The organism is Blastococcus sp. OS1-29, from assembly GCF_057628075.1.
This window is the reverse complement of record NZ_JBXXJK010000009.1, coordinates 226,898-250,269: the sequence shown is the minus strand read 5'-3', so window position 1 is coordinate 250,269 and position 23,372 is coordinate 226,898. Positions and strand designations below refer to the sequence as shown.

Genomic DNA, 23,372 nt, shown 5'->3' with positions numbered 1-23,372 from the left:
GCCGCCAAACTCAACGGGCGCCCCCGCAAGACCCTGGGCTTCAAGACCCCAGCCGAAGTCCTCGCCCGACTACTCTCCGAAGATCAACAAGCTGGTGTTGCGACGACCAGTTGAATCCGCCCCCTCTGATGACCACGAGTTCGTATGACTCGACGGGAATCAGGCGGTGCGGGCTTCCTCGGCCAGCGCGACCAGTGCCTTCTCGAAGGCCTCCTGCGGCGGCTGCACCAGCCCGGCGCCGACCTGCCCGACGCCCGCGACCCGCCCGGCCATGCCGGTGTTGATCTGCGGCAGCCAGCCGGTGCGCGCGACCTTGAGGACGTCGATCCCGGTAGGGGCACCCCGGAAACCCATGATCGGGATCGCCATCGCCGGGTTCTCGGTGAGGGTGATCTGGTACATCCGCTCGGTCGTCGCCAGCGCGTCGGGCACCGAGCCGCCGACGAACCGCACGATCGCGGGCGCCGCGGCCATCGAGAATCCGCCGACGCCGTAGGTCTCGGTGATCGCCGAGTCACCGATGTCGGGGTTCGCGTCGTCCGGCCCGTAGTCACCGAGGAACAGGCCGACCGGGGTGTTCGCGGGGCCGGTGAACCAGCGGTCGCCGGTGCCGGCCGTCTGGATGCCGAACTCGGTGCCGTTGCGGGCCATCACGGTGAGCATCGTGGAACCGGGGATGTCGCGGGCTGCGTCCATCGCGAGCTTCGCCGTCGGCATACCGAGGTTGAGGAAGAAGTGCTCGTTGCCACCGATGAAGCGCAGCACCGCGGAGATGTCCGACGACGGTGCATCCACCTCGACGATCGCCGGGGACAGCTCCCGCAGCGTCATCAGCGAGCCCGCGCGGTTGCGGTTGTGGCCCTCGTCGCCCATCTGCAGCATCTGGGCCAAGATCCCCTTGACGTCCAGCGGGTCGCCGGGCCGGGACCGGACGGCCTGGGACAGCAGCGGGCCGAGGACGTCGGACATCCAGTGCAGCCGCTCGATGACCTCCGGGCCGTAGGCGCCGTAGCGCAGCACCTTGCCCAGACCCTCGTTCAGGGAGCAGAACGCCTGCCCGCCGTGGACGGGATCGGACAGGCACCACATCCACATCGACGGGCTGACGACGCCGGCCATGGGCCCGACCGTGCGGTGGTGGTGGCACGGGTCGAGCCGGATCTCGCCCGCGGCGAGCATGCGCTGCGCGGACTCCTCCGAATCGGCCCAGCCCTCGTAGAGACAGGCGCCGATGAAGGCGCCACGCAGCGGTCCGGAGGCGTGCTCCCAGTCGATCGGCGGCCCGGCGTGCAGGAGCATGCGGTCGGGCAGGTCGAGCACCTCACGCGCCGGGCGGACGTCGACCAGCACGGAACCCGCGGCGAGCACGCGCTCCACCGCCGTCCGGTTGGCCGAGGCGCGGCGGACGTCGAGGGCCACCGCGGCCAGGTCGGCCGGGTCGCCGAAGCCCGGCGGCCGCCAGTCGACGTCGTGCACCTCGGCGCCCTGGGCGCGCAGCGCGTCGGAGAAGACGTCGACGCCCGCGGCGACGACGGCCGGCGGCCCGGAGAGCAGTCCACCCAGAGTCACTTCGTTGCTCCCAGCAGGTCGAGGGCGTATCGGGTGGCCTGTGCGTTGGAGGCGAACACGGCCGCGCCGGCGGCTTCGAGGGCGTCGGCCTGCCGGTTCCAGCCCTGCGGGTCGTTCTCGGTGCCGACCAGGGCGACCACCACGGGCAACGGGAACTCCGCGGCCTCGACGGCCGCGGTCAGCGCCGGTTCGAGCGCCGCCGCCGGGTCGGGGTCGGCGCCGTAGCCGAGGACGACGTCCAGCAGCAGCACGGCCGGCTCGTTCCCGGACGCCACCGCGGCGATGGCCTCCAGGCGCAGTGTCGGATCGATCATCGGGTGCGCGCGGCCGACGGTCAGGGCGTCGTCCCCGAAGTCGATGACGACGTGACCGGCGGCGAACAGGTCGTCGCCGAGGGCCAGCTCGGGCCGCAGCGGGGTGTTGGACCGGATGTCGCCGAGCACCGGGGCGGCGAGCAGCATCGTCTCGTCGGCGAGCGTGCCTCCGGAGTAGAGGCCCTTCAAGGTCGCGCCCGGGACCGCGGACACGGCAGGTCCCGGGCGCGACGGCCAGGTGGGGACGTCGAGTCCCATGTCGCGCAGCAGGCCCTCGACCGCTGCGGTCAGATCCGGCGTCTCGGCCGAGAGGACGGCGGACCGGACCGGCACCGAGAGTTCGGCCGCCGCGGCCTCCACGGATGCCTGGACCGACGGCGCCGGCGGCTTGGAGACGAGCAGGATCCGCTCGGTGGCCGGGTCGGCGTCCAGCGCGGCCAGGGCGTCCAGCGTGGCGAGGCCGCCGACGGCCTCCGACAGGTCGCGTCCACCGACGCCGAGCACGTGCGAGACGCCGACCCCGGCCATGTCGAGCAGCGACGAGATCTGCTGGGCGCCGGTGCCGCTGGCGGCCACGAGCCCGACCGGCCCGGGGCGGACGACGTTGGCGAAGCCCAGCGCGACACCGGAGACGATCGCCGTCCCGCAGTCGGGGCCCATGACCAGGACGCCGGCGTCGTGGGCGGCGCGCTTGAGCGCGACCTCCTGCTCGACCGGGACGCCGTCGGAGAAGACCAGCACGCTGCGGGCGGCCGCGATCGCATCGGCGGCCTCGGCGACGGCGTACTGGCCCGGCACGGAGACGATGGCGAGCGCTCCGGTCTCCGGCGACAGCTCCTCGAGCCCCGCGCCGATCGTGCGCTGGGGGATGGCGGCGGCACTGCCGGTCGAGCGCTCGCGGGCGGCGAGTGCGGCGTCCACGGCAGCCTCCGCCGCGGCGAGCGTCTCGTCGTCGTCCGCACGGATGGCGATGAGCAACTGCTCGGGCGAGGCGTCCTCGTCGGGGGCCAGCCCCATAGCGGTCGCGAGTTCGAGGTTGAGCGGCGTGGCCATGGCGACGAGGACCGCGGTGACGCCGTCCCTGGACCCGATGTCGCGGCTCACCTGCATCAGCTTCACCGAGTCCGCGTACACCCCCGATCGGAGCACGACCGAGCGCGCTCCGGCTGGTGCGGAAGGGGCCCCGGAGGAGGGTGTGGCGGTCACCCCACGGACCGTACCCAGAGATGTCTCAGCGGTGAAGTATTCGCCCGAAAGTGGCATAACGATTTAGCGGTGAGGTACTTCCTTCCGGCTGTGCCCCGTGACACATTGACGCCGCCCGGTGCGACCGCGGCCCGTCGTCCGACACCGGATCGAGTCGGAAGTGCACGTCAAGGAGGCACTGGAGATGGCGTTCAGCTGGAAGCTCTACGGGGACGGCAAGACCCCGCCGATGGGGGAGGCGGTGGCCCCCGACGAGCGACTGTCGTGGCCGCTGACGGTCGGTATCGGCGCGCAGCACGTCGTGGCCATGTTCGGCGCCACCTTCGTGTTCCCGCTCGTCATGGGCCTGGACCCGAACCTCGCGATCATGATGAGCGGCATCGCGACGATCATCTTCCTGCTCATCGTGAACGGGAAGATCCCGAGCTACCTGGGCACCAGCGCCTCGTTCGTCGGCGGTGTGGTCGCCATCCGGGCGCAGGGCGGGAACTCCAGCGACGTCGTCGGCTCGATCCTGATCTCCGGCGTCGTCTTGGCCTTGATCGGTCTGCTCATCCACTTCGCCGGCGTGCGCTTCCTGCACCAGATCCTGCCGCCGGCCGTCACTGGCGCCGTTGTGCTGCTGATCGGGTTCAACCTGGCGCCGGTCGTGGCCAGCATCTACTGGCCGCAGGACCAGTGGGTCGCGCTCGCCACGATGGCGTTCGTCATCGTCGCCTCGCTGCTGCTGCGCGGCTTCTGGGCCCGCATCGCGATCCTGCTCGGCCTGATCTTCGGCTTCCTGCTCTCGTGGCTGCTCGACGTCACCGCCGGCCAGATCAACTCGGTCGTCGGTGGCGCGACGAAGCCCAGCCTGCACGACCGGATCGACCTCTCCAAGGTGGGCGAGGCGAAGTGGTTCGGCCTGCCCGACTTCACCGCACCGCACTTCTCGCTGAACTTCAGCCTGCTCGTGCTGCCCGCCGTGATCGCACTGATCGCGGAGAACACCGGGCACGTCAAGGCCGTCGCCGCGATGACCAAGCGCAACCTCGACCCGTACATGGGCCGGGCCATCGCCGCGGACGGTGTCGGCACCGTGATCGCCTCGGCGGTCGGCGGTTCGCCCACGACCACCTACGCGGAGAACATCGGCGTCATGGCCGCGACCCGGGTCTACTCGACCGCGGCGTACTACGTGGCCGCGATCGTGGCGATCCTGCTCGGCCTCTGCCCCAAGTTCGGCCAGCTGATCTACGCGACCCCCGGCGGCGTCCTGGGCGGCATCACCGTCGTCCTCTACGGGATGATCGGCCTGCTCGGTGTCAAGATCTGGAAGGAGAACCGGGTCGACTTCGCGAACCCGATCAACCTCGTCCCGATCGCCGCCGGCGTCATCATCGCGATCGGGAACGTCACGATGAAGTTCAGCGACAGCTACTCCCTCGGCGGTATCGCGCTCGGCACGATCGTCGTGGTCGCCGGCTGGCACCTCGCCCGCGCCCTCGCCCCGGTCGAGATGAAGGAGGCCCTGGCGCGCGAGGGTCTGCACCCCGCCGCCGGGTCGACCTTCGGCCGCATCCACGGCGCCGAGGAGATGCCCGACCCGTCGTCGCTCGACGAGCTGGAAGGCGAGCGCCCGGGTGGGTACGGCCACCGGGGAGAGGGCACGCTCAACCGGTGAAACCTGCTCCCTTCCGTTACGCCGATCCCCGGACCCTCGCCGAGGCCATCGCGGTCCTCGCCGACGAGGGTCAGGGCGCCAAGGTGCTCGCCGGTGGCCAGTCGCTGCTCCCGCTGCTCTCGATGCGGCTCGCGGCGCCGACCACGCTGGTGGACATCAACCGGGTGCCCGGTCTCGATCTCATCGAGGCCACCGGGGACGGCGTGACGGTGGGAGCGCTCGTACGGCACAACGCACTGCTCACGGACGACGCCGCGGCGCGGGTGCAGCCCCTGCTGGCCCGCGCCACGGCGAACGTCGCCCACCCGGCGATCCGGAACCGGGGCACCACCGTCGGCTCCATCGCGCACGCCGACCCCTCGGGCGAGATGACCTCGGTCCTCGCCCTCACCGACGGATCCGTCACCGTGGCCACTCCGGACGGCGTCGAGACCGTCGGCTGGCGCGACCTGTTCGTCGGCCCGCTGGAGACCTCGATCCACGGTCCCGCGGTCGTCACCTCCGCCTTCTTCCCGGCCCTGCCGCCGCGTTCCGGCACGGCCTTCGCCGAGGTCGCCCGGCGGAAGGGCGACTACGCGGTGTGCGGCGGGGGCGTCGTCGTCACCCTGTCCGCCGACCGGACCGTCGAACGCGTCCGGGCTGCTTACATCTCGGTGGGACTGACGCCCGAGGTGCACGACCTGACCGACGCGGTGATCGGCCAGCCGGCCGACGGCGCGGACTGGGCCGGCGCGGGCAAGCTCGCCCGCAGCCTGGTCGACCCGGACACCGACCTGCACGCCAGCGCGGACTACCGCCGCCTGCTGGTCGGGGTCCTGACCGAACGAATGCTCGCCGAAGCTGTTGGGGGAATCGCGTGACCGTCGACTCCGAGCGGACCATCACCCTGACCGTGAACGGTGTGCCACGTGAAGCGACCGTGCCCGTGCGGCGGCTGCTGTCGGACGCCCTGCGCCACGACCTGGGGCTGACCGGCACGCACGTCGGCTGCGAGCACGGTGTGTGCGGGGCGTGCACGGTGCTGGTGGACGGCGCCCCGGTGCGCTCGTGCCTGATGCTCGCCGTGCAGGCCGACGGGCACGAGGTGAAGACCGTCGAGGGCCTGGCGCGCGACGACAGCCGCGGCGGGCAGATCCTGCACCCGGTGCAGGAGGCCTTCCGCGAGTGCCACGCCTTGCAGTGCGGCTTCTGCACGCCGGGCTTCCTCATGACGATCGCCGCCGGTCTGGAGGCGCGGGACAACTCCGCCGAGCTCACCGAGGAGGAGGTCGACGACATGGTCGGCGGCAACCTCTGCCGCTGCACCGGCTACGCCAACATCAAGAAGGCCGTGCACCACGCGGCCGCGGCGATGCAGGAGACCCACCACCAGGACGCCGAGGTGGGCGGGTGACCACCAAGCTGTTCGGTGAGCCGGTGCGCCGGCGCGAGGACGCGCGGCTGATCATCGGCAAGGGTCGCTACCTGGACGACATCGGCTCGGGCGCCCTGGCGGCAGCCTTCGTCCGCTCCCCGCACGCCCACGCGCGGATCACCGACATCGATGTCGAGGGCGCCCTGGACGTCGAGGGCCTGATCGCCATCTACACGTACGAGGACCTGCACGGCCCGATGGCCGAGCCGCTGCCGGTGCTCATCCCGCACCCGCAGCTCACCGCGCCGCGCACCGGGTACCCGCTGGCCAACGGCGAGGTGAACCACGTCGGCGAGCCGATCGTCATGGTGGTGGCCACCGACCGGTACGTCGCCGAGGACGCCTGCGACCGCATCGTCGTCTCCTACGAGGAGCTGCCGGTCGTCGTCGGCGTGGACACCGCCCGCGAGGCGAAGCACGCGGTGCACGAGGAGATCCCGGACAACGTCGCGGCGCGGCACCACCAGGAGACCGGCGACGTCGAGCCGGCGCTGGCCACGGCGCCGCACACGCTCTCGTTCACGCAGTACATCGAGCGGTCCGCCTGCACGCCGATGGAGGGCAAGGGCGTGCACGCGCGGTGGGACGCCGCCGACTCGAGCCTCCGCGTGTACACGAGCACGCAGGCGTCGACGTCCGTCCGTGCGGCAATCGCGGCGAAGCTGGAGCTGTCGCTGGACAAGGTCGAGGTGATCGCGCCGGACGTCGGCGGCGGCTTCGGCGTGAAGATCGTGCACCCGTGGCCGGAGGAACTGCTGGTGCCGCTGGCCGCGATCAGCCTCGGCCGCGAGGTGAAGTGGACCGAGGACCGCCGCGAGCACTTCATCTCCGCCGCGCACGAGCGCCAGCAGAAGCAGGAGATCACCGTCGGGTTCGACGACGACGGCCGCGTCACGGCGCTCGACGTGCACATCTGGCACGACAACGGCGCGTACACGCCGTACGGGATCATCGTGCCGATCGTGACGGCGACCCAGCTGGTCGGGCCCTACGTGATCCCGGTCTACCGGGTGATCGTCGAGTCGGTCTACACGAACACCGTGATCGTGACGCCGTACCGCGGCGCCGGGCGGCCGCAGGGCTGCTACGCGATGGAGCGGACGATGGACCGCATCGCCGACGCGCTCGACGTGGACCGGGCCGTCGTCCGCGAGCGGAACCTGATCACGCCCGACCAGTTCCCCTACGACCACCACCTCACGTTCCAGGACGGCCGTCCGGTCATCTACGACTCGGGCGACTACCCGGGGCTGATGTCGAAGCTGAAGGACCTGGTCGGCTGGTCGGAGGCTTCCCGGCTGCGCGATGAGGCCGCGGCGCGGGGCAAGCTGCTCGGCGTCGGGATGGCGATGTACGTGGAGGGCACCGGGCCGGGGCCGTACGAGGGCGGCCACGTGCAGGTGCTCGGCAGCGGCAAGGTGCTGGTGTCGACCGGGCTGACGTCGCAGGGGCAGGGCCACGAGACGGCGTTCGCGCAGATCGTGGCGTCGGAGCTCGGGGTGCCGATCGAGGACATCGAGGTGACCACCGGCGACACACGCCGCTTCGGCTACGCCGTCGGGACGTTCGCCTCGCGGGCCGCGGTGATGAGCGGCAACGCGATCGCCCTGGCCGCCCGCGGGGTGCGGGAGAAGGCGCTGCGGATCGCGGCCGACGTGCTGGAGGCCGCGCCGGAGGACCTGGAGATCGACGAGGGCCTGATCTCGGTGCGCGGGGTGCCCGGTTCGTCCATCCCGCTGCGGACGGTGGCGGTGCTGTCGAACCCGCTGCGGTACGCCTTCGACGAGGCGGCGAAGCAGGCGACCCAGTTCGCCGGGCCGGGCGACGACTCCAAGCCGCCGGTGGCGGTCGGGGACGCCCCCGGCCTGGAGCACCGCGACTACTACTCGCCGATCCGCTCGACGTTCGCGTCCGGGGCGCACGCGGCGATCGTGGAGATCGACCCGGCGACGTGGGAGATCGAGATCGTGAAGTACGCGGTGGTCCACGACTGCGGCAACGTGGTGAACCCGATGATCGTCGAGGGGCAGGTGCACGGCGGCGTCGCGCAGGGCGTGGGCGGGGCGCTGTACGAGCGGATGGCCTACGACGCCGACGGGCAGCTGCAGAACGCGTCGTTCATGGACTTCCTCATGCCGTACGCATCCGAGGTCCCCGACGTGGTGATCGACCACCAGACCACGCCGTCTCCGCTGAACCCTCTGGGCATCAAGGGCGCCGGCGAGGCCGGCGTCATCCCCGGGACGGCGGCCATCGCGTCCGCCATCGAGGACGCGGTGGGACGGCGGATCGCGTCGATGCCCATCTCCCCCACCGAGCTGTACGACCTGGTACGCAACCCTGAATCGGAAATGACCGCGACGGCCGGGCGCCGTGCGGGGACTGGAGCGAATTCGTGAACCTCGACGGCTCTGCGGTGCTTTCTGCTCCCCCGGAGCGGGTGTGGGAGGTCATCACCGACCCGGCTGTGCTGGCGCGGACGATCCCCGGCTGCGAGTCGCTGGTCCACGTCGGGGACGACGAGTACAAGATGATCGTGTCGGTGGGAGTCGGCGCCATCCGCGGCTCGTACGCCGGCTCGGTGAAGCTCTCGGACAAGCAGCACCCGACGTCCTACGTCATGCACGCGTCCGGTGCCGGTGCGCCGGGGAACGCTCGCGCCGAGGTGACGATCAACCTGGAGCCCGCGGACGGCGGGACGACGACACTGACCTACTCCGCGGACGCGGTGATCGGCGGCCCGGTCGCGGGCGTCGGCCAGCGGATGATCACCGGCGTCGCGAAGCGGATGGCCGGCCAGTTCTTCACGGCGATCGACAACGAGCTGGCCGGCAAGGTCACGCCGATCGCTGCGGCGCCGTCCGCCGTCGCCGCCGGCGAGGCGGCTATGGCTGCTCCGGCTGCCGGAGCGCCGCAGGTCTTCGCCGGCCGGGCCGCTGCTGCGACCGCGGTGCCTGCCGACGTGCGGACGCTCGCTCTGGGTGCCGTCGGCGGCGCAGTGCTCACCCTCCTCGGCGTCCTGATCGGCTTCCGGATGGGCCGCCGCGCCCGCTGATCGGCGGCGCACTCCTCGCGGATCCGGGCACCAATCGTGCCCGTGCCGTCGTTGGAAGAACGTCGGTCCGGTCATCTCCTCGCCCCCAAGCGACGTTTCGGCGCATCATGGGGTGACGGACCTCGAGGAGGCACAGGCCATGGGGGAACTCCAGCCCCGGATGCGAGCAGGCGACAAGGATCGTCAGCGGGTCGTCGAGCAGCTCGGCAAGCACTTCGGCGAGGGCCGGCTGACCGTCGAGGAGTTCGACGAGCGCGTCGTCCGGGCGCACGCGTCCGTCTACCTCGACGAGCTGCCCGCACTGACCGCCGACCTACCCGGCGAACAGGCGCCCCCTCTCCGTCAGACGCGGCCGCGCATCCCGATACCTGCGGCTGTGCTCCTGCTGGTCGTGGCGATGCTGTTCGCCTGGTCGCTGGTGATGGCCGTGGTCTACGGCGCCCCGCCGCTGTTCGCCCTCTTCCTCGTGTTCATGTTCCTGCGGCACCGGCGGTTCAGCCGGCGCTGGTGAGTACGCCATGGCGGTGAGGTCGGCGCTGCCCCGCCGCGCCGGCCGGCGCACCAACCTCGCCCTCCTCGGCCTGCTCCTCCTCGCCTTCGCCACGGGCGTCCTCGCCTACGGGTTCGGCGCACCGCCGGCCACGGCCGTCGTCGTCGCGATCCACGGCGCCGCGGGCCTCGGACTGCTGCTCCTGGTCCCGTGGAAGACCGTGATCGTCCGCCGTTCGCGGGCTCACTCCGCGAACACCGGCACGCTGGCGACCTGGCTCGGGGTCCTCGTCGCGATCGCCGTACTGAGCGGCGTCCTGCACGCCATCGGGGTCGCGCCGCTCACCATGCTGCTGTTCCACGTCGCCATCGCCGTCTGCGTGCTCCCGCTGCTCCTGATCCACGCCTGGGGACGACGCCAGCGCCCCCGCCGCACCGACCTGTCTCGCCGGACTCTGCTCAGGACCGGCGCCCTTGCCGCGGGCGCGGCCGCCCTCTGGACCGTCGGCGAGGGCGTCCTGCGCCTCACCGGCGCCCCCGGCGCCGACCGCCGCGGCACCGGCTCGCTCGAGCACGGCACCGACGACCCGACCGTCATGCCGGTCACCCAGTGGTTCACCGACACCGTGCCGACGACGACCCACGACACGGTCACCTTCGTGTTCGGCAGCCAGCACGCCCGGATCCCGGTCGGCGATCTCATCCGAGGTGACCGCGTCCGGGCCGTCATCGACTGCACCGGCGGCTGGTACGCCGCCCAGGACTGGGGCGGCGTCCGCCTCGACCGGCTGCTCACCGAGCTGACCGGCGACAGCCTGCCGGCGGACGGCAGTGTCGATGTCGTCTCCCGCACCGGCTACCGCCGCCGCCTCCCGCTCCGCGACGCGACGACGCTCCTGCTCGCGACGTCCGCGGCCGGGCAGCCGCTCTCGGACGGGCACGGGGCTCCGGTGCGACTGGTCGCCCCCGGGCGGCGCGGCTTCTGGTGGGTCAAGTGGGTGGAGCGGATCGAGGTCGTCGACGCAGCATGGTGGCGTCAGCCACCGTTCCCGCTCCAGTGAGCGCGGTTCATCCGGCGCGCGACGCTTCCTCCCCGAGGCTGAGCGTGTCGGGGTCGGACGGCTCGCCCACGCCCGTGGCGGCCAGGCCGCGCAGGCTCTGCCCGACGTAGAAGGTCCATGCGTTCCGGCAGATGTCGAAGCACTCGTAGTCGGGCACGAGCCCGTCGTGGGTGAAGCGCAGCTCGGTGCCGCCGTCCTTCTCCGCCAGCTCGAACCGGATCTCGGTGCCGATCCACTCGCTCTGGTCGGAGATGAAGCCCATGTGGTTGTCGACGACCGTCCACACCACCTTTTCGCCCGGCACCAGTTCGGTCACGCGCATCCTGCAGAAGTGCACGTCCGGCACCCGGTAGGAGAACTCGTCGCCGATCGCGCGGTTGTCGCCGTCGACCGTCGTCATCCACCAGCCGCGGACGTCGTTGATCGCGTCGAAGACCTCGGCCGGCGTCCGCTCGACCCTGAATGACGTGGTGTAGCTCGATCCGCTCATTGCTTCCTCCGGGGGGCTCCAGCGCCAGGCACTTGCATGACGCAAGTCACCATGCCAGTGCCGCTTTCATGATGCAAGCGCACCGCCTACGATGACCTCGTGCTGGGGAAGACGTACGACGACCAGGTCTGCTCGATCGCGCGGGCGCTCGAGGTGGTGGGCGAGCGGTGGAGCGTCCTGATCGTGCGCAATGCACTGTTCGCCGGATCCACCCGCTTCACCGACTTCCAGCGCAGCCTCGGCATCGCACCGAACATCCTCACGACCCGCCTCGACGGGTTCGTCGAGGCGGGCATCATGCGACGGACGCTGTACTCCCAGCAGCCGGAGCTGCACGAGTACCTGCTCACCGAGAAGGGGCGCGACCTGGCGCCGGCCCTCATCGCGCTGACCGAGTGGGGCGACCGGTGGGCGGCTCCGGACGGCCCGCCCATCCTCTACCGCCACGCAGCCTGCGGGTCTCCCGTCACTCACGAGGTGGTCTGCACGTCCTGCGGCGCGGTGGACGACGCTGCCGAGGTGGTGGCTCTGCCCGGCCCCGGCATGCCGGCCGAGCGCGCCGAGCGGGTGGCCCAGCGGGCCGTCCGCCCGGGGTAGCCCGACACCCCACTCACTGACCATCGGCTGCCGGCGGCGGCTGCGAGAGTGTCCGGGTGCCGATTCCGGCGGGGGCAGCCGCACACAGGACCGAACCGTCGATGGCCGCCGTCAAGACCTACCGGTACCTGCGACTGGCGATGATCGCGCTGGTCGTCGGTCTGTTCGCCTGCGTCCTGTACGAGCACGGCAGGACGCGCGGGGGCTGCTGGCAGCTCTCGATCAGCGCCTACTACTACACGCCGGTCCAGGGCTTCCTCGTCGCGGCGCTGGTGACGATCGGCGTGAGCCTCGTCGCGCTGCGCGGCAACACCGACTGGGAGGACGTGCTGCTCAACCTGGCCGGCGTCTGCGCCCCCGTCGTCGCGTTCGTGCCCTATCCCCACCCCGGGACCTGCGGTTCGGTCCTCACCGACACGAGGAACCGGCTCGCCAACGTCGACAACAACATGCTGGGCCTGCTGGTCGCGGGTGGCCTCGCGCTCCTCGTCGTCGGACTCCTCACGCACCTGAGCCTCCGCTCCGCCCGGCCCGACCGCCCCGGTCCGGTGGCCCTGCTCGGGTTCTGGGCCATCGCGGTGCTCTTCCTGGCCAGCACGGCCGTCTACGCCTGGGACCGCACGCTCCTGCTCGACCACGGGCACGACGTCGCGGCCGTCGCCATGTTCGGCTTCATCTTCGGAAACGTCTGGCTCAACGCAGCCGCCGTCCACCGGGCCCACAACGCCGTGGCCCCGCGCTCGATCTGGCGCAACCGGTACACCGTCGTCGGCACGCTCATGATGGTCGCGGTCGTCGCGAACGTCGTCGCGCACCTCGCGGGGTTCCGCTGGTGGGTGCTCACCCTGGAGACCAGCATGATCGTGCTGTTCGCCTGGTTCTGGGTGGCCCAGACGATCGAGCTGTGGAACCAGGGGCTGCGCGGCGGCTCCGTCCTCCAGCCGGACCCGAAAGCACGCTGAGGGCCCTCTCGATCGGATCGAGAGGGCCCTCAGCGTGTGTCGATCTCCGGACTACTGGACGGCGCGGCGGCGGGTCATCACCGCACCGGCGATCACCGCAACCCCCACCCAGACGGTGAGGATCGTGATCGACAGCGCCGTGTGGTCGCCCTGCGCCAGGCTGAGGACGGCGTTGCCCGGGTCGATCTTGTCGGCCACCTCGGGCTTGAACACCTGCAGCGCCGGCAGCAGGCCGAGCTCCACCAGGTAGAAGCCGGTCAGCGCGCCCGGCGTGTTGCCGACAGCCGCCCCGACGCCCGCCCCGATCAGCGCGAACGTCGCTCCGGCCAGCGCGACCATGCCGATCGCCCGCGCGCCGCCGTCCCAGGACGCCGACGGCTCCATCACGACGAGCAGCAACGAGGAGAGCCCGGCAGCCACCAGGGCGATCACCGCGCCCAGCAGCGCGACCGCCCCGGCCTTCGCGGCCAGCACCCGCCCGCGCCGCGGCTCGAGCAGGAACGTCGTCTGCACGCTGCCGTGGCTCCACTCCCCGGCGGTCGACAGCACACCGAGCGAGACGAGCACCAGCGCGGTGAGCATCCCGGTGACGACCAGCGGGCCCAGCACGTTGTCGAGCGGCTGGCCGGCCGTTCCGGCGGCGATCGCGATGGCGGCCGGCGCCAGCAGCACGGCGGAGACCACCAGGGCGAGCCCCGACCGGGTGGACAGCGACTTGCGCGCCTCCAGCCAGACGGCCGCGGGCAGTGACGGACTGGTCCGTCGGGTGGTGGGGCGGACCTGGACGGGAGAAGCAACTGCTGTGGTCATGGCGAAACCTCCAGAAAGGGTCGCGGCTCAGGCCGCGGTGAGGGAGAAGAAGACGTCCTCCAGGCCGCGCTGCAGCGGCCGGAGTTCGCAGAGCACGTGGCCGCCGGTGGCGGCGACGACGCCGACGTCGGTCGGGGAGATGCCGGTCACGATCAGCGCGCCGTCGTCGCCGGGGGAGACGGCGAATCCGCGGGCCACCAGATCCGCGGCCAGCGCGGCCGGTTCGGTGGATCGGACGGAGACGCCGTCCGAACCCAGGAGCGACGCCACCGGACCGTCGGCGACGATCCGCCCGCCACCGATCACCAGCAGCCGGTCGACGGTGTGCTCGACCTCGCCGAGCAGGTGCGAGGACAGCAGCACCGTGCCGCCGCGCGCCGCGTGGCCGCGGAGCAGCCCGCGCATCCAGCGGATGCCCTCCGGGTCCAGGCCGTTGGCCGGCTCGTCGAACATCAGCACCGGCGGGTCGGCCAGCAGCGCCCCGGCGATCCCGAGCCGCTGCCGCATGCCGAGGGAGTAGCCGCGGATCCGCCGACCGCCGGCGTCCGACAGGCCCACCAGCTCGAGCACCTCGTCGACCCGGGATGCGGGCACGCCGATCGCGTCGGCCAGCAGTCGCAGGTGCGTGCGGCCGGTGCGGCCGGGGTGCACGGCGCCGGCGTCGAGCAGCGTGCCCATGACCGAGCCCGGGTTCGGCACGGCGGCGTAGGGCCGGCCGTCGACGAGCGCGGAACCCGCGGACGCCGGCACCAGGCCGGTGATCATCCGCATCGTCGTCGTCTTGCCGGCGCCGTTCGGGCCGAGGAAGCCGGTCACCGTGCCGGGCTCCAGGGTGAAGGACACGTCGTCGACGACGGTCCGTGCGCCGTACTGCTTGGTCAGTCCGCTGACCGTGATCATCTGATCCTCCAGAGGTCGCCTGCTGTCGACGACCAATCTGCCGAGAACGGCCTGGTCACCGCGTCGGCCGCACGACCAGATCTCGGGTCCCCGGACGTCGTCCCGCCGTCATCCGAAAGTTGACGCGCGAACGCTCCTTGCGGCCGACCCGGGGACGGCGAGCCGCCACCTACGCTCCGTCACATGAGGCTCCGGGACCGCATCTGGCCAGGCCTCCGCACGCGTGGGATCGTGCTCGAGTTCGTCCTCGCGGTGCTGAGCACCGGGGCGATCAGCGCGGGCGCTGCCACCGGCGACCGCGGCGCGGTGTCGGTCGCGGTGTTCGCCGCGTTGTCCGCCGTCGTCTTCGTGCTGACGCTGACCCTGCGCCGCCGGGCGCCGTTCGCGCCGTTCCTGCTCAGCGCCGCCCTGTCACTGCTCTCCCCCGCCCTCAACGGCGCACTGACCGTGCTCGGCTACGCGGTGGGCCGCTACGACGGCCGGTGGCCGCAGCGATACGCCGCCGCGGCCGCCGGCGTGCTCGTGGTCGCCCGGCCGTGGGACGGCGGCCCCGCGGGCGAGCAGGTCAGCCGCTGGCTGGGCGGCGCCGTCCTCGTGCTGCTGCCCGGCGCCGTCGGCATCTACGTGCGCACCCGCGCCCAGCTGCTCAGCGCGCTGCGCGAGCGGGCCGAGCGCGCGGAGGCGGAGCAGGAGCTCCTCGCCCGCGACGCGGTCCTCACCGAGCGGACCCGCATCGCGCGCGAGATGCACGACGCCGTCGGCCACCGGGTCAGCCTCATGGTGCTGCAGGCCGGCGCGATCGAGATGGCGGCGGCCGACCGGCAGCGGGTCGAGCAGCTCGCCGGTCAGATGCAGACCGCCGGCCGGCAGGCGCTCGACGAGCTGCGCCAGATGGTCGGCGTGCTGCGCACGGGTGAGGCCGAGGACGCGCCGCTGGCGCCGCAGCCCGGGCTCGACGCCGTCCCCCGTCTCGTCGAGGAGTCGCGGCAGGCCGGCGTGATCGTCGAGCTCAGCGAACCGCCCGACGGCGCCCTGATCGACCCCGCGGTGAGCCGCGCGGCGTACCGGATCGTGCAGGAGGCACTGACCAATGCCGCCAAGCACGCGCCCGGCGCGGCGGTGAGCGTGGCCGTCGATTGCTCGCCCGGTCGCCTCGTCGTCCGCGTGCTCAACGGGCCGGGACGGCCCTCGGAGCCGGCCCCCGGCGGCGGCTATGGACTCGTGGGGTTGGGTGAGCGGGTGCGCACCCTCGGCGGCCGGTTGACGGCGGGCCCGCGACTCGACGGCGGCTTCGAGGTCGTGGCGGAGCTGCCGGCATGACCATCCGGGTGCTGCTCGTCGACGACGAGGAACTGGTGCGGTTCGGGCTGCGCACCGTGCTCGAGGCGGCCGGCGACTTCGAGGTCGTCGGCGAGGCGGGCAACGGTGCGGACGGCGTCGCGGCGGCCAGGGAGCTGGGGCCGGACGTCGTCCTCACCGACATCCGCATGCCGGTGATGGACGGGCTGGCCGCGACCAAGCAGCTGCTGGCGCTGCCGAAGCCGCCGCAGGTCGCCGTCCTCACGACGTTCCACGTGGACGAGTACGTGTACGCGGCCCTGGCCGCCGGCGCGGCCGGCTTCCTGCTCAAGGACACCCCACCACGCGAGATCGCCGCCGCCGTGCGGGCCGTCGCCGACGGCACCGCGACCTTGTCGCCCAAGGTGACGGCGAAGCTGATCGAGTCGTACGTGGACAAGGCCGCCGCTCCACGCAAGGCGCAGGCATTGCAGCGGATCGCGGAGCTGTCCGACCGCGAGCGCGAGGTGCTGCAGCTGCTGGGCACCGGCGACAGCAACGCCGACCTGGCCAAGAAGCTGTTCGTCAGCGAGGCGACCGTGAAGACCTACGTCTCGCGGCTGCTCACCAAGCTCGACCTGGCGAACCGGACGCAGGCGGCGATCCTCGCCCACGAGGCGGGTCTGCTCGACGGCTGAGCACGAGCAGCGCCACCGGCAGCACGACCGAACCCACCAGCAGCGCCGTCAGCACCGTCGACTCCAGCGCCGTCGCCCCGTGCAGGTGTCCCACGTGGAACAGCAGATGGGGGACGGCGAAGGCGAGGTAGGCCAGCAGTGCCACGACGACCAGGCGCCGCTCCGGCCAGACGGCGGCCGCGGTGAGGGCGATCGCCAGGCCCAGCGTGGCCCCGCCGAAGTCGCGCATCAGGTGCTCGCTGAACGGCGGCGTGAGGTCGACCGTCGGCACGTCCTCGTAGAAGCTCCGCGGCAGGAACGCCGTCCACAGCCCGAGCACCCACTCGACGCCGGCCATCAGCAGCAGCCCGAGGCGCAGCAGCAGGGTCATGGCGGTGAATCTCCCTTCGTCACCCACTCGACGGAAGAGACCGGCACTTCGTGACACCGCCGGCTGCCGGGACTGTGCGCGGGTAGCAACGTCGTTCCGCGCGGATGAGGTTGCCGACTGCACGACCGCGGTCACGGCCAAGAGGTCGTACGACCTAGGTGCAATGGAGGATTCGACCCGGCCACGGACAGCATTCGCCGCAGCGATCGACACCCCAGACGATCCCGGCGAAAGAGGCGGCATGTTCCCGACCCGCGCGTCCGCGTCCACCGTGACCCGAACCCTCCTGGTGGCCGCCGTCGCGGCGACCCCACTGCTCATGACGACCCCCGCGTTCGCGATGGCGAACGTCACCGCGGCCTCGTTCAGCAACGGCACGCTGACCGTCACGGGCAACGCCATCTGGGACCGTCCGATCACCGTGGACGGCGTCGCGATGGGCACCAGCGACGCCGGCGGCGCCTTCACGGTCACCCAGCCGGGCTACACCCCGCCGGCCGACTGCACCGTCGACGTCAACGACGGGTCGGCCAGGGCCACGACCGTCACCCTCAAGGGCTGCGCCCCGACGACGGCGACCGTCGCGATGCTCCCCGACCGCGCCGACCTCGGGCCCTTCACCGTCGGCGTCAATCCCGGCTCGACCGTCGTCAGCTTCCCCGGCTCGATCGGGCCGGACAGCTGGCAGATCGTCGCGGGCTCCCTGCCCAAGGGCCTGACCATGACGGTGCCGCAGCCGACCGCGCGCCCACTGCCGGCCACCCCCGAGCAGCTGACCTACGCCCAGATCTCCGGGACGCCGACCACCGCCGGCACCGGCTCGATCACCTTCAAGGCGACCGACGTGCGGGGTCTCACCTCGACCCGCACCTACACCGTCACCGTCAACCCGGCTCTCCCCGTGGCGATCACGCCCGAGCCGTGGGCGCCCCTGACGGTCGGCAGCGGCATGAACCTGTGGATCGACGGCAGCGGCGGCCTCACGCCCTACACCTGGTCGGTGACCGCCGGCGCGCTGCCGCCCGGCATGACCCTGATCCAGGACGTCGCCACCGGACCGAACGTCCGCGTCGGCGGCACGCCCACCACCGCGGGCACCTTCAGCTGGACCCTCCGGCTGACCGGCGCGCAGGGCGGGACGACGACCCGCGACTTCAGCGTGACGGTGAACCCGGTGGCGGCGCCCGCCCCCGACCCCACGCCCACGCCCACGGACCCGGCGCCCGCGTTCATGAGCATCCGGTCGTTCGCGCTGAACCCGGCCACGGTCCCGGGTGGGGCGGGGTCGACCGGCACGGTCACCGTCAGCACGGCCGCCCCGGCCGGCGGCACCTCGGTGATCCTGTCCAGCAGCAACCCGCAGCTGGCGAGCGTGCCGGCCACCGTCACCGTGCCGGCCGGCGGGACCAGCGCGACGTTCGCGATCACCACGACGGCCGTTCCCTTCGACCAGTCGGCGACCATCGACGCGACCTACGCGGGCACCCTGCAGGCCAAGCTCACGGTCACCGCTCCGGTGCCGCCGAACGCCGACACGGTGACCATCGGCCGCGTCGAGTACGACAGCGCCAAGCGCCAGCTGCGGGTCGACGCCGCCAGCTCCGCCCCGGGCGCCGTCCTGAAGGTCTACTTCACCGGCACGGACACGCTGATCGGGACGATCTCCGGCACCAGCGGCCAGTTTCCCGTCGGGCTGAACCCGGTCGACATCACCGTCCGCAGCAGCCTCGGCGGGACGGCGAGCAAGGCCGTGACCGCCAAGTGACCGCCGAGTAGGACCAGCCGGGCACCCCCTCCCGGCGCGGCCGAGGGCCCTCTCCGTTCGGCGCGGAGAGGGCCCTCGGTGCGTCAACGCCCGGGCAGTCAGCGGGCCTGGGCCTCGGCCTTCAGCGCGACCGCAGTCAGCACCTCCCAGCGGATCGCCGTGCTGCCCGGATGCACGAACAGCCAGTAGAAGGCGAACCGGCGGCGGGTGGCGTCGTCCGTCGCGACGATCCGCGTCTCCGAGCTCAGCTCCGTCCCGTGGCCGAACGGCGTCAGCCGGAAGTCCATCGCGGCCTTCACCCAGCCCGGCTCCGACCACTCCCGCAGCCCGGCGGCGTCCAGCTTCGGCGGCTCCTTCCCGCCGGTGAGCCGCCAGGCCTGCAGTGCGCCGCCGAACACGACCGACGACGGCTCCTTCGAGGAGAGCAGCGGCACGGGCAGGACGTCGAGGAACGGCCGGTCGTGCAGGTGGCCGATGCCCTTGCCGGCCAGCAGGACAGGGAGGAAGCGCGCGGCGCTGAGGACGACGGTCAGCGGCAGCCCGGTCAGCTTCACTTCGTGCAGCGCGTCCCAGACGACGGACGGCGGCGCGGCGATCCAGCGCGACTGACGGGTGACGTGGTCGGGCTCCGGCAGCAGCTCGTCCGGTCCCATGTCGCCCCCTCAGCCCACGGCGTCGTAGACCGCGCGGATGTAGGACCCCGCCCGGTCCGAGCCCAGGATCCCGGGCGCCATCCGGTTCATCATGTAGCTGATCGTCAGCCGGCGGTCGAGGTCCATCACGATCATCGAGCCGCCCCAGCCACCCCAGAAGAACGTGCGCCCCGACGGCACGTACGGGATGACCGGCGAGCCCAGGCAGTAGCCGATGCCGAACCGGAACGGCTCGCCCAGCACCAGGTCGACGCCGTCGGACTGCTGGTCGAACACCAGGTCGATGGTCTTCGGCGACAGCAGCCGGCGACCGTTCACCTCCCCGCCCAGCGACAGCACCCGCAGGACGTCGAGCACCCCGCGGGCGTTCGAGTGCCCGTTCAGCGCGCCGAGGTCGGCGCGGCGCCAGTCCGGCGAGTTCGCCGCCTTCGCCGACGCCACCGGGCCGGTGTACGTCCTCACCATGATCGACTCCGGGTCGAGCGCCCGGGGGTCGTAGTCCGGTGGCGGCGGGGGGACGACGGGCGCGATGCGCTCCCAATCCCGCTCCCGCGCCCCGACCTGGAAGTCCGCCCCCAGCGGCCGGGCGATCTCGTCGGCCACGAACTGCTTGAAGGTCAGGTTGGTGATCCGCCGGATGACCTCGCCGACCAGGTGGCCCTGGTTGTTGGCGTGGTAGCCCGAGGCGGTGCCCGGCTCCCACCACGGGCGCTGCTGAGCCAGCCGCTCGGTCGCCGACTCCCAGTCGTACATGTCCCGGATCGAGAACGGCTGGTCCCAGCCGGAGACCCCCGAGGTGTGCGACATCAGGTGCCGCACCTCGATGTTCTTCTTGCCCTTGGCCGAGAACTCCGGCCAGTAGTTGCCCACGGGCGCATAGACGTCCAGGTCACCGCGCTCCACCAGCATCAGCGCCGCCAGGTTCAGCACGCACTTGGTCGTCGACCAGACGTTCACGATCGTGTCCTGCGTCCAGGGCGTCGTCCGCTCCTCGTCGCGGAACCCGCCCCAGAGATCGACGACGGTCTCGCCGTCCAGGTCGACGGCGACCGACGCGCCCAGCTCCTCGGCGTCGAGATGGCGCGCCAGCGCCTCCCGCACCCCGGCGAACCGGTCGTCGCAGCTGCCGTGCACCTCGGCCAAGAGATCCTCCTCGTCGCGGGCGACCTCGTTGTCGCTCCGCAGCGATCAGACCACGGCTCTCCCGCCGCGACAACGCCGGCGCAACGTTCCGGCGCAACGCGGAGGCAAGGTCACTGCCTTTCTTGGCCCCGCGGAACAGAACCGGGGCCGTCCTCCTTGTCGACCGCAGTGCCCCGACGGATGGAGAAGCCCCGCATGCCGAAGACCTGGTTCATCACCGGCGCGTCCCGCGGCTTCGGCCGCGAGTGGACGATCGCCGCCCTCGAGCGCGGGGACTCGGTCGCGGCGACCGCGCGCGACACCTCCACCCTCGACGACCTGGCCGCGCAGTACGGCGACAGGCTGCTGCCGCTGAAGCTCGACGTCACGGACAAGGACGCCGTCGCCGCCGCCGTGCGGGAGGCCCACGACCGCTTCGGCCGCCTGGACGTCGTCGTCAACAACGCCGGCTACGGCCAGTTCGGCATGGTCGAGGAGATCTCCGAGCAGGAGGCCCGCGACCAGATCGAGACCAACGTCTTCGGCGCCCTCTGGGTCACCCAGGCCGCCCTGCCCTACCTGCGCGCGCAGGGCTCGGGCCACATCCTGCAGGTCTCCAGCATCGGCGGGATCAGCGCCTTCCCGAACATCGGCATGTACCACGCCTCGAAGTGGGCGCTCGAAGGCATGAGCCAGGCGCTGGCCCAGGAGGTCGCCGACTTCGGCATCAAGGTCACGCTCATCGAGCCCGCCGGCTATTCCACCGACTGGTCCGGCTCGTCCGCGCGGTACGCCACCCCGAACCCGGCCTACGACGGCGTCCGGGAGAAGGCCCAGGCGCTGCGCGCCCAGCGGCAGACGACGCCCGGGGACCCGCGCGCCACGCGCGAGGCGGTACTGAAGGTCGTGGACGCCGAGAACCCGCCGCTGCGGATCTTCTTCGGCGAGAGCCCGCTGGCCACCGCGACGAAGGACTACGAGTCGCGGCTCGCCACGTGGCGGGAGTGGCAGCCGGTGTCGGTCGCGGCCCACGGCTGACCCCGCCGTGGCCTGACCAGCGCGGATGCCCCACGATGGGCCGATGCCCACCCCTGCCGCTGACGTCCTCGAGGGGTGGGCGTCCGCCCCCTTCACCGCTGCCGGCGTCACGCACGACGTCTACACGCGCGGCAGCGGCCCGGGCGTCGTCCTGCTGCCGGAGATCCCCGGCATGACCCCGCAGGTGATGGGGCTGGCCAACCATCTGGTGGCCGCGGGCTTCACCGTCGCCGTTCCCTCGCTGTTCGGAGAGCCGGGCCGCGCGCTGTCCGGCGGGTACGCGCTGCGGACGATCGCGAAGGCCTGCATCACGCGGGAGTTCGCGGCGTTCGCCCGCAACGCCGAGCGGCCCATCGCCGAGTACGTGCGGGCGCTCGCCCGCGACCTGCACGGCCGGGTGGGCGGCCGGGGCGTCGGCGTGATCGGCATGTGCTTCAGCGGCGGCTTCGCCCTCGCGTCGGCCGTCGAGCCCGCCGTCCTGGCGGCCGTCGGCAGTCAGCCGTCCGTGCCCTTTCCGGTGAGTCGTGGGCACAAGCGGGACCTCGGGATGTCCGAGCGCGAGCAGACCGTGGTCGCCGAGCGGGTGCGGGACGACGGCCTCTGCCTGGTCGGGCTGCGCTTCAGCGAGGACGCCGCGTCGCCCGCGGACCGCTTCGCCGAGCTGGGGAAGGCCTTCGGTCCGGGCTGGCGGGCGATCCCGCTGAACTCGAAGCCCGGTAATCCCGACGGCATCGGCAAGCGGGAGCACTCCGTGCTCACCAGCGCGGACGTCGAGAAACCCGGGCACCCGACCAACCGGGCGCGCGCCGAGATCACCGAGTTCCTGCGCGAGCGCCTCGGCGCCTGATCACCGTGCAGCCCGCACCGCTGTTCAGCGGTGCGCGCGCCGCCGGTGGTGGCTCTTCGCCCCGTACATCGCCCGGTCCGCGCGGCCGATGAGGTCGTCGGGCGACTCCCCGACCCGCCCGACGGCGACGCCCACGCTCACCCCGACGCTCAGCGGTCCGGCCGGGCCGGGGAACGGATGGGCCACCTCCGTCGTCACCTGCAGCACCAGCTCGGCCAGCACGCGCTCGTCGGGCTCCGGGCACAGGATCACGAACTCGTCGCCGCCGAAGCGGGCCACCAGGTTCCGGGGGCCCGCGAGGCCGGCCAGCCGGGCGGCGACGTCGGCGAGGATCCGGTCGCCGACGGCGTGGCCGTGCTCGTCGTTGACGGCCTTGAAGTGGTCGAGGTCGCAGAACAGCAGCGCGCAGCCCGGACCGTCCCCGAGCTTCCGATGGAGCGCGTCGAACAGCGCGCCGCGGTTGGCGATGCCGGTGAGCGTGTCGGTCTGCGCCCGCTGGTGCAGCAGCTCCTCGCGCCGGCGGTCGTCGGTCACGTCCAGCCCGACGCACGCGATCGCGTAGGGCAGACCCTGCTCGTCGGTGAGGACCGTGCTCCGCAGGGCCACCCGCCGCCGCTCGCCGTCCCCGGTGAGCCAGTCGCTCTCGTGCGGGGCGATCCCGTGGGCCAGTGCACGCTCCACGGCGTCCTGCGCCTGGACCACGTACTCCGGCGCGATCAGGACCGTCCAGAGGCGCTCCCCGCGCAGCTCGTCGGCGCTGCGACCGCAGAACCGCTCCAGGGCGCGGTTGACCAGCAGGATCCGTCCCTCGCCGTCGAGGATGACGACGAGTGCCTCGGTCGCATCCACGAACGCCCTCAGCAGGTCGTCGTCCATCCGGTGGTCAGCCGCCCGTCGGTACTCCGAGCTCGCCGGTCCGCGAACTGCTGCACGTCCGGTGCGGGGACGATACGGCGGACGAGACCGTTCCGCATAGATCTCGAGCGAACGGCTCAGCCCGGAATCGCGGACAGCGTCGGGTCGTCGGTGCAGCCCTCGGCGCCGGCGGCGTAGAAGGTCGCCGGGTTCGGC

The 23,372-nt window shown here is 72.2% G+C and carries 23 protein-coding genes; 14 read left to right on the top strand and 9 right to left on the bottom strand.

From position 1 onward, the window contains the following. Nucleotides 1-159 precede the first annotated feature (159 nt). Together AC2H4J_RS22110 and AC2H4J_RS22105 are read right to left on the bottom strand one after the other, a co-directional pair. Entirely contained in the window at nt 160-1,569 is a 1,410-nt protein-coding gene (locus AC2H4J_RS22110) for a YlbE family protein (protein WP_487467073.1), read from the bottom strand. Further along, a complete protein-coding gene (locus AC2H4J_RS22105) occupies nt 1,566-3,089 on the bottom strand; it encodes an AllF/FdrA family protein (RefSeq protein WP_487467072.1) in 1,524 nt (507 codons plus the stop codon). Before AC2H4J_RS22105 ends, AC2H4J_RS22110 begins: the two co-directional genes overlap by 4 nt. 184 nt (nt 3,090-3,273) lie before the next feature. Here AC2H4J_RS22105 and AC2H4J_RS22100 point away from each other — a divergent pair, with 184 nt between their 5' ends. From AC2H4J_RS22100 to AC2H4J_RS22070, 7 genes are all read left to right on the top strand, one after another. Continuing rightward, a complete protein-coding gene (locus AC2H4J_RS22100) occupies nt 3,274-4,752 on the top strand; it encodes a uracil-xanthine permease family protein (protein WP_487467071.1) in 1,479 nt (492 codons plus the stop codon). Continuing rightward, on the top strand, nt 4,749-5,612 hold the full coding sequence (locus tag AC2H4J_RS22095; RefSeq protein ID WP_487467070.1) for an FAD binding domain-containing protein: 864 nt from the start codon (nt 4,749-4,751) through the stop codon (nt 5,610-5,612). The genes AC2H4J_RS22100 and AC2H4J_RS22095 overlap by 4 nt, the downstream gene beginning before the upstream one ends. Further along, the gene (locus AC2H4J_RS22090) at nt 5,609-6,145 is read left to right on the top strand and encodes a (2Fe-2S)-binding protein (protein ID WP_487467069.1); all 537 of its coding nucleotides are present in this window, start codon (nt 5,609-5,611) and stop codon (nt 6,143-6,145) included. Before AC2H4J_RS22095 ends, AC2H4J_RS22090 begins: the two co-directional genes overlap by 4 nt. Further along, nucleotides 6,142-8,565, top strand: a complete 2,424-nt coding sequence (gene cutA, locus AC2H4J_RS22085) for an aerobic carbon-monoxide dehydrogenase large subunit (RefSeq protein WP_487467068.1) — start codon at nt 6,142-6,144, stop codon at nt 8,563-8,565. The genes AC2H4J_RS22090 and cutA overlap by 4 nt, the downstream gene beginning before the upstream one ends. Next, entirely contained in the window at nt 8,562-9,221 is a 660-nt protein-coding gene (locus AC2H4J_RS22080) for an SRPBCC family protein (RefSeq protein WP_487467067.1), read from the top strand. The genes cutA and AC2H4J_RS22080 overlap by 4 nt, the downstream gene beginning before the upstream one ends. A 112-nt stretch (nt 9,222-9,333) precedes the next feature. Further along, on the top strand, nt 9,334-9,732 hold the full coding sequence (locus AC2H4J_RS22075; protein WP_487467066.1) for a DUF1707 SHOCT-like domain-containing protein: 399 nt from the start codon (nt 9,334-9,336) through the stop codon (nt 9,730-9,732). A gap of 7 nt (nt 9,733-9,739) precedes the next feature. Beyond that, the gene (locus tag AC2H4J_RS22070) at nt 9,740-10,771 is read left to right on the top strand and encodes a molybdopterin-dependent oxidoreductase (RefSeq protein ID WP_487467065.1); all 1,032 of its coding nucleotides are present in this window, start codon (nt 9,740-9,742) and stop codon (nt 10,769-10,771) included. Between the two features lie 7 nt (nt 10,772-10,778). On the opposite strand, the gene AC2H4J_RS22065 is transcribed toward AC2H4J_RS22070, so the two are convergent. Further along, entirely contained in the window at nt 10,779-11,261 is a 483-nt protein-coding gene (locus AC2H4J_RS22065; protein ID WP_487467064.1) for an SRPBCC family protein, read from the bottom strand. Between the two features lie 99 nt (nt 11,262-11,360). Here AC2H4J_RS22065 and AC2H4J_RS22060 point away from each other — a divergent pair, with 99 nt between their 5' ends. Both AC2H4J_RS22060 and AC2H4J_RS22055 read left to right on the top strand, forming a co-directional pair. Then, nucleotides 11,361-11,858 carry a winged helix-turn-helix transcriptional regulator gene (locus tag AC2H4J_RS22060; protein WP_487467063.1) on the top strand — a complete coding sequence of 166 codons (498 nt, stop codon included), beginning with the start codon at nt 11,361-11,363 and terminating at the stop codon, nt 11,856-11,858. A gap of 101 nt (nt 11,859-11,959) precedes the next feature. Then, the gene (locus AC2H4J_RS22055; protein ID WP_487467062.1) at nt 11,960-12,820 is read left to right on the top strand and encodes a hypothetical protein; all 861 of its coding nucleotides are present in this window, start codon (nt 11,960-11,962) and stop codon (nt 12,818-12,820) included. A 51-nt stretch (nt 12,821-12,871) separates the two neighbouring features. Here AC2H4J_RS22055 and AC2H4J_RS22050 read toward each other — a convergent pair whose 3' ends face one another. Both AC2H4J_RS22050 and AC2H4J_RS22045 read right to left on the bottom strand, forming a co-directional pair. Further along, nucleotides 12,872-13,630, bottom strand: coding sequence for a hypothetical protein (locus AC2H4J_RS22050; protein WP_487467061.1), 759 nt, complete (start codon nt 13,628-13,630; stop codon nt 12,872-12,874). A 27-nt stretch (nt 13,631-13,657) separates the two neighbouring features. Further along, a complete protein-coding gene (locus AC2H4J_RS22045; protein ID WP_487467060.1) occupies nt 13,658-14,530 on the bottom strand; it encodes an ATP-binding cassette domain-containing protein in 873 nt (290 codons plus the stop codon). Between the two features lie 183 nt (nt 14,531-14,713). Here AC2H4J_RS22045 and AC2H4J_RS22040 point away from each other — a divergent pair, with 183 nt between their 5' ends. Continuing rightward, nucleotides 14,714-15,850: a sensor histidine kinase gene (locus AC2H4J_RS22040; RefSeq protein WP_487467059.1), complete on the top strand. Its 1,137-nt coding sequence runs from the start codon at nt 14,714-14,716 to the stop codon at nt 15,848-15,850. Beyond that, on the top strand, nt 15,847-16,506 hold the full coding sequence (locus AC2H4J_RS22035) for a response regulator transcription factor (RefSeq protein ID WP_487467058.1): 660 nt from the start codon (nt 15,847-15,849) through the stop codon (nt 16,504-16,506). Before AC2H4J_RS22040 ends, AC2H4J_RS22035 begins: the two co-directional genes overlap by 4 nt. Here AC2H4J_RS22035 and AC2H4J_RS22030 read toward each other — a convergent pair. After that, nucleotides 16,433-16,876, bottom strand: a complete 444-nt coding sequence (locus tag AC2H4J_RS22030) for a hypothetical protein (protein ID WP_487467057.1) — start codon at nt 16,874-16,876, stop codon at nt 16,433-16,435. The two genes, AC2H4J_RS22035 and AC2H4J_RS22030, sit on opposite strands and share 74 nt — an antisense overlap. A 241-nt stretch (nt 16,877-17,117) precedes the next feature. On the opposite strand from AC2H4J_RS22030, the gene AC2H4J_RS22025 reads away from it, so the two are divergent. Continuing rightward, nucleotides 17,118-18,641, top strand: coding sequence for a putative Ig domain-containing protein (locus AC2H4J_RS22025; RefSeq protein WP_487467056.1), 1,524 nt, complete (start codon nt 17,118-17,120; stop codon nt 18,639-18,641). A 98-nt stretch (nt 18,642-18,739) separates the two neighbouring features. Here the strand turns inward: AC2H4J_RS22025 and AC2H4J_RS22020 are convergent, their stop codons facing one another. Together AC2H4J_RS22020 and AC2H4J_RS22015 are read right to left on the bottom strand one after the other, a co-directional pair. After that, nucleotides 18,740-19,294 carry a hypothetical protein gene (locus tag AC2H4J_RS22020; protein WP_487467055.1) on the bottom strand — a complete coding sequence of 185 codons (555 nt, stop codon included), beginning with the start codon at nt 19,292-19,294 and terminating at the stop codon, nt 18,740-18,742. Between the two features lie 9 nt (nt 19,295-19,303). Beyond that, nucleotides 19,304-20,428, bottom strand: coding sequence for a serine hydrolase domain-containing protein (locus tag AC2H4J_RS22015; protein WP_487467074.1), 1,125 nt, complete (start codon nt 20,426-20,428; stop codon nt 19,304-19,306). Nucleotides 20,429-20,632: 204 nt separating this feature from the next. Here AC2H4J_RS22015 and AC2H4J_RS22010 point away from each other — a divergent pair, with 204 nt between their 5' ends. Beyond that, on the top strand, nt 20,633-21,454 hold the full coding sequence (locus tag AC2H4J_RS22010) for an SDR family oxidoreductase (RefSeq protein ID WP_487467054.1): 822 nt from the start codon (nt 20,633-20,635) through the stop codon (nt 21,452-21,454). A 43-nt stretch (nt 21,455-21,497) separates the two neighbouring features. Next, a complete protein-coding gene (locus tag AC2H4J_RS22005) occupies nt 21,498-22,301 on the top strand; it encodes a dienelactone hydrolase family protein (RefSeq protein ID WP_487467053.1) in 804 nt (267 codons plus the stop codon). A gap of 24 nt (nt 22,302-22,325) precedes the next feature. Here AC2H4J_RS22005 and AC2H4J_RS22000 read toward each other — a convergent pair whose 3' ends face one another. After that, entirely contained in the window at nt 22,326-23,177 is an 852-nt protein-coding gene (locus tag AC2H4J_RS22000; protein ID WP_487467052.1) for a GGDEF domain-containing protein, read from the bottom strand. Nucleotides 23,178-23,372: the final 195 nt, after the last annotated feature.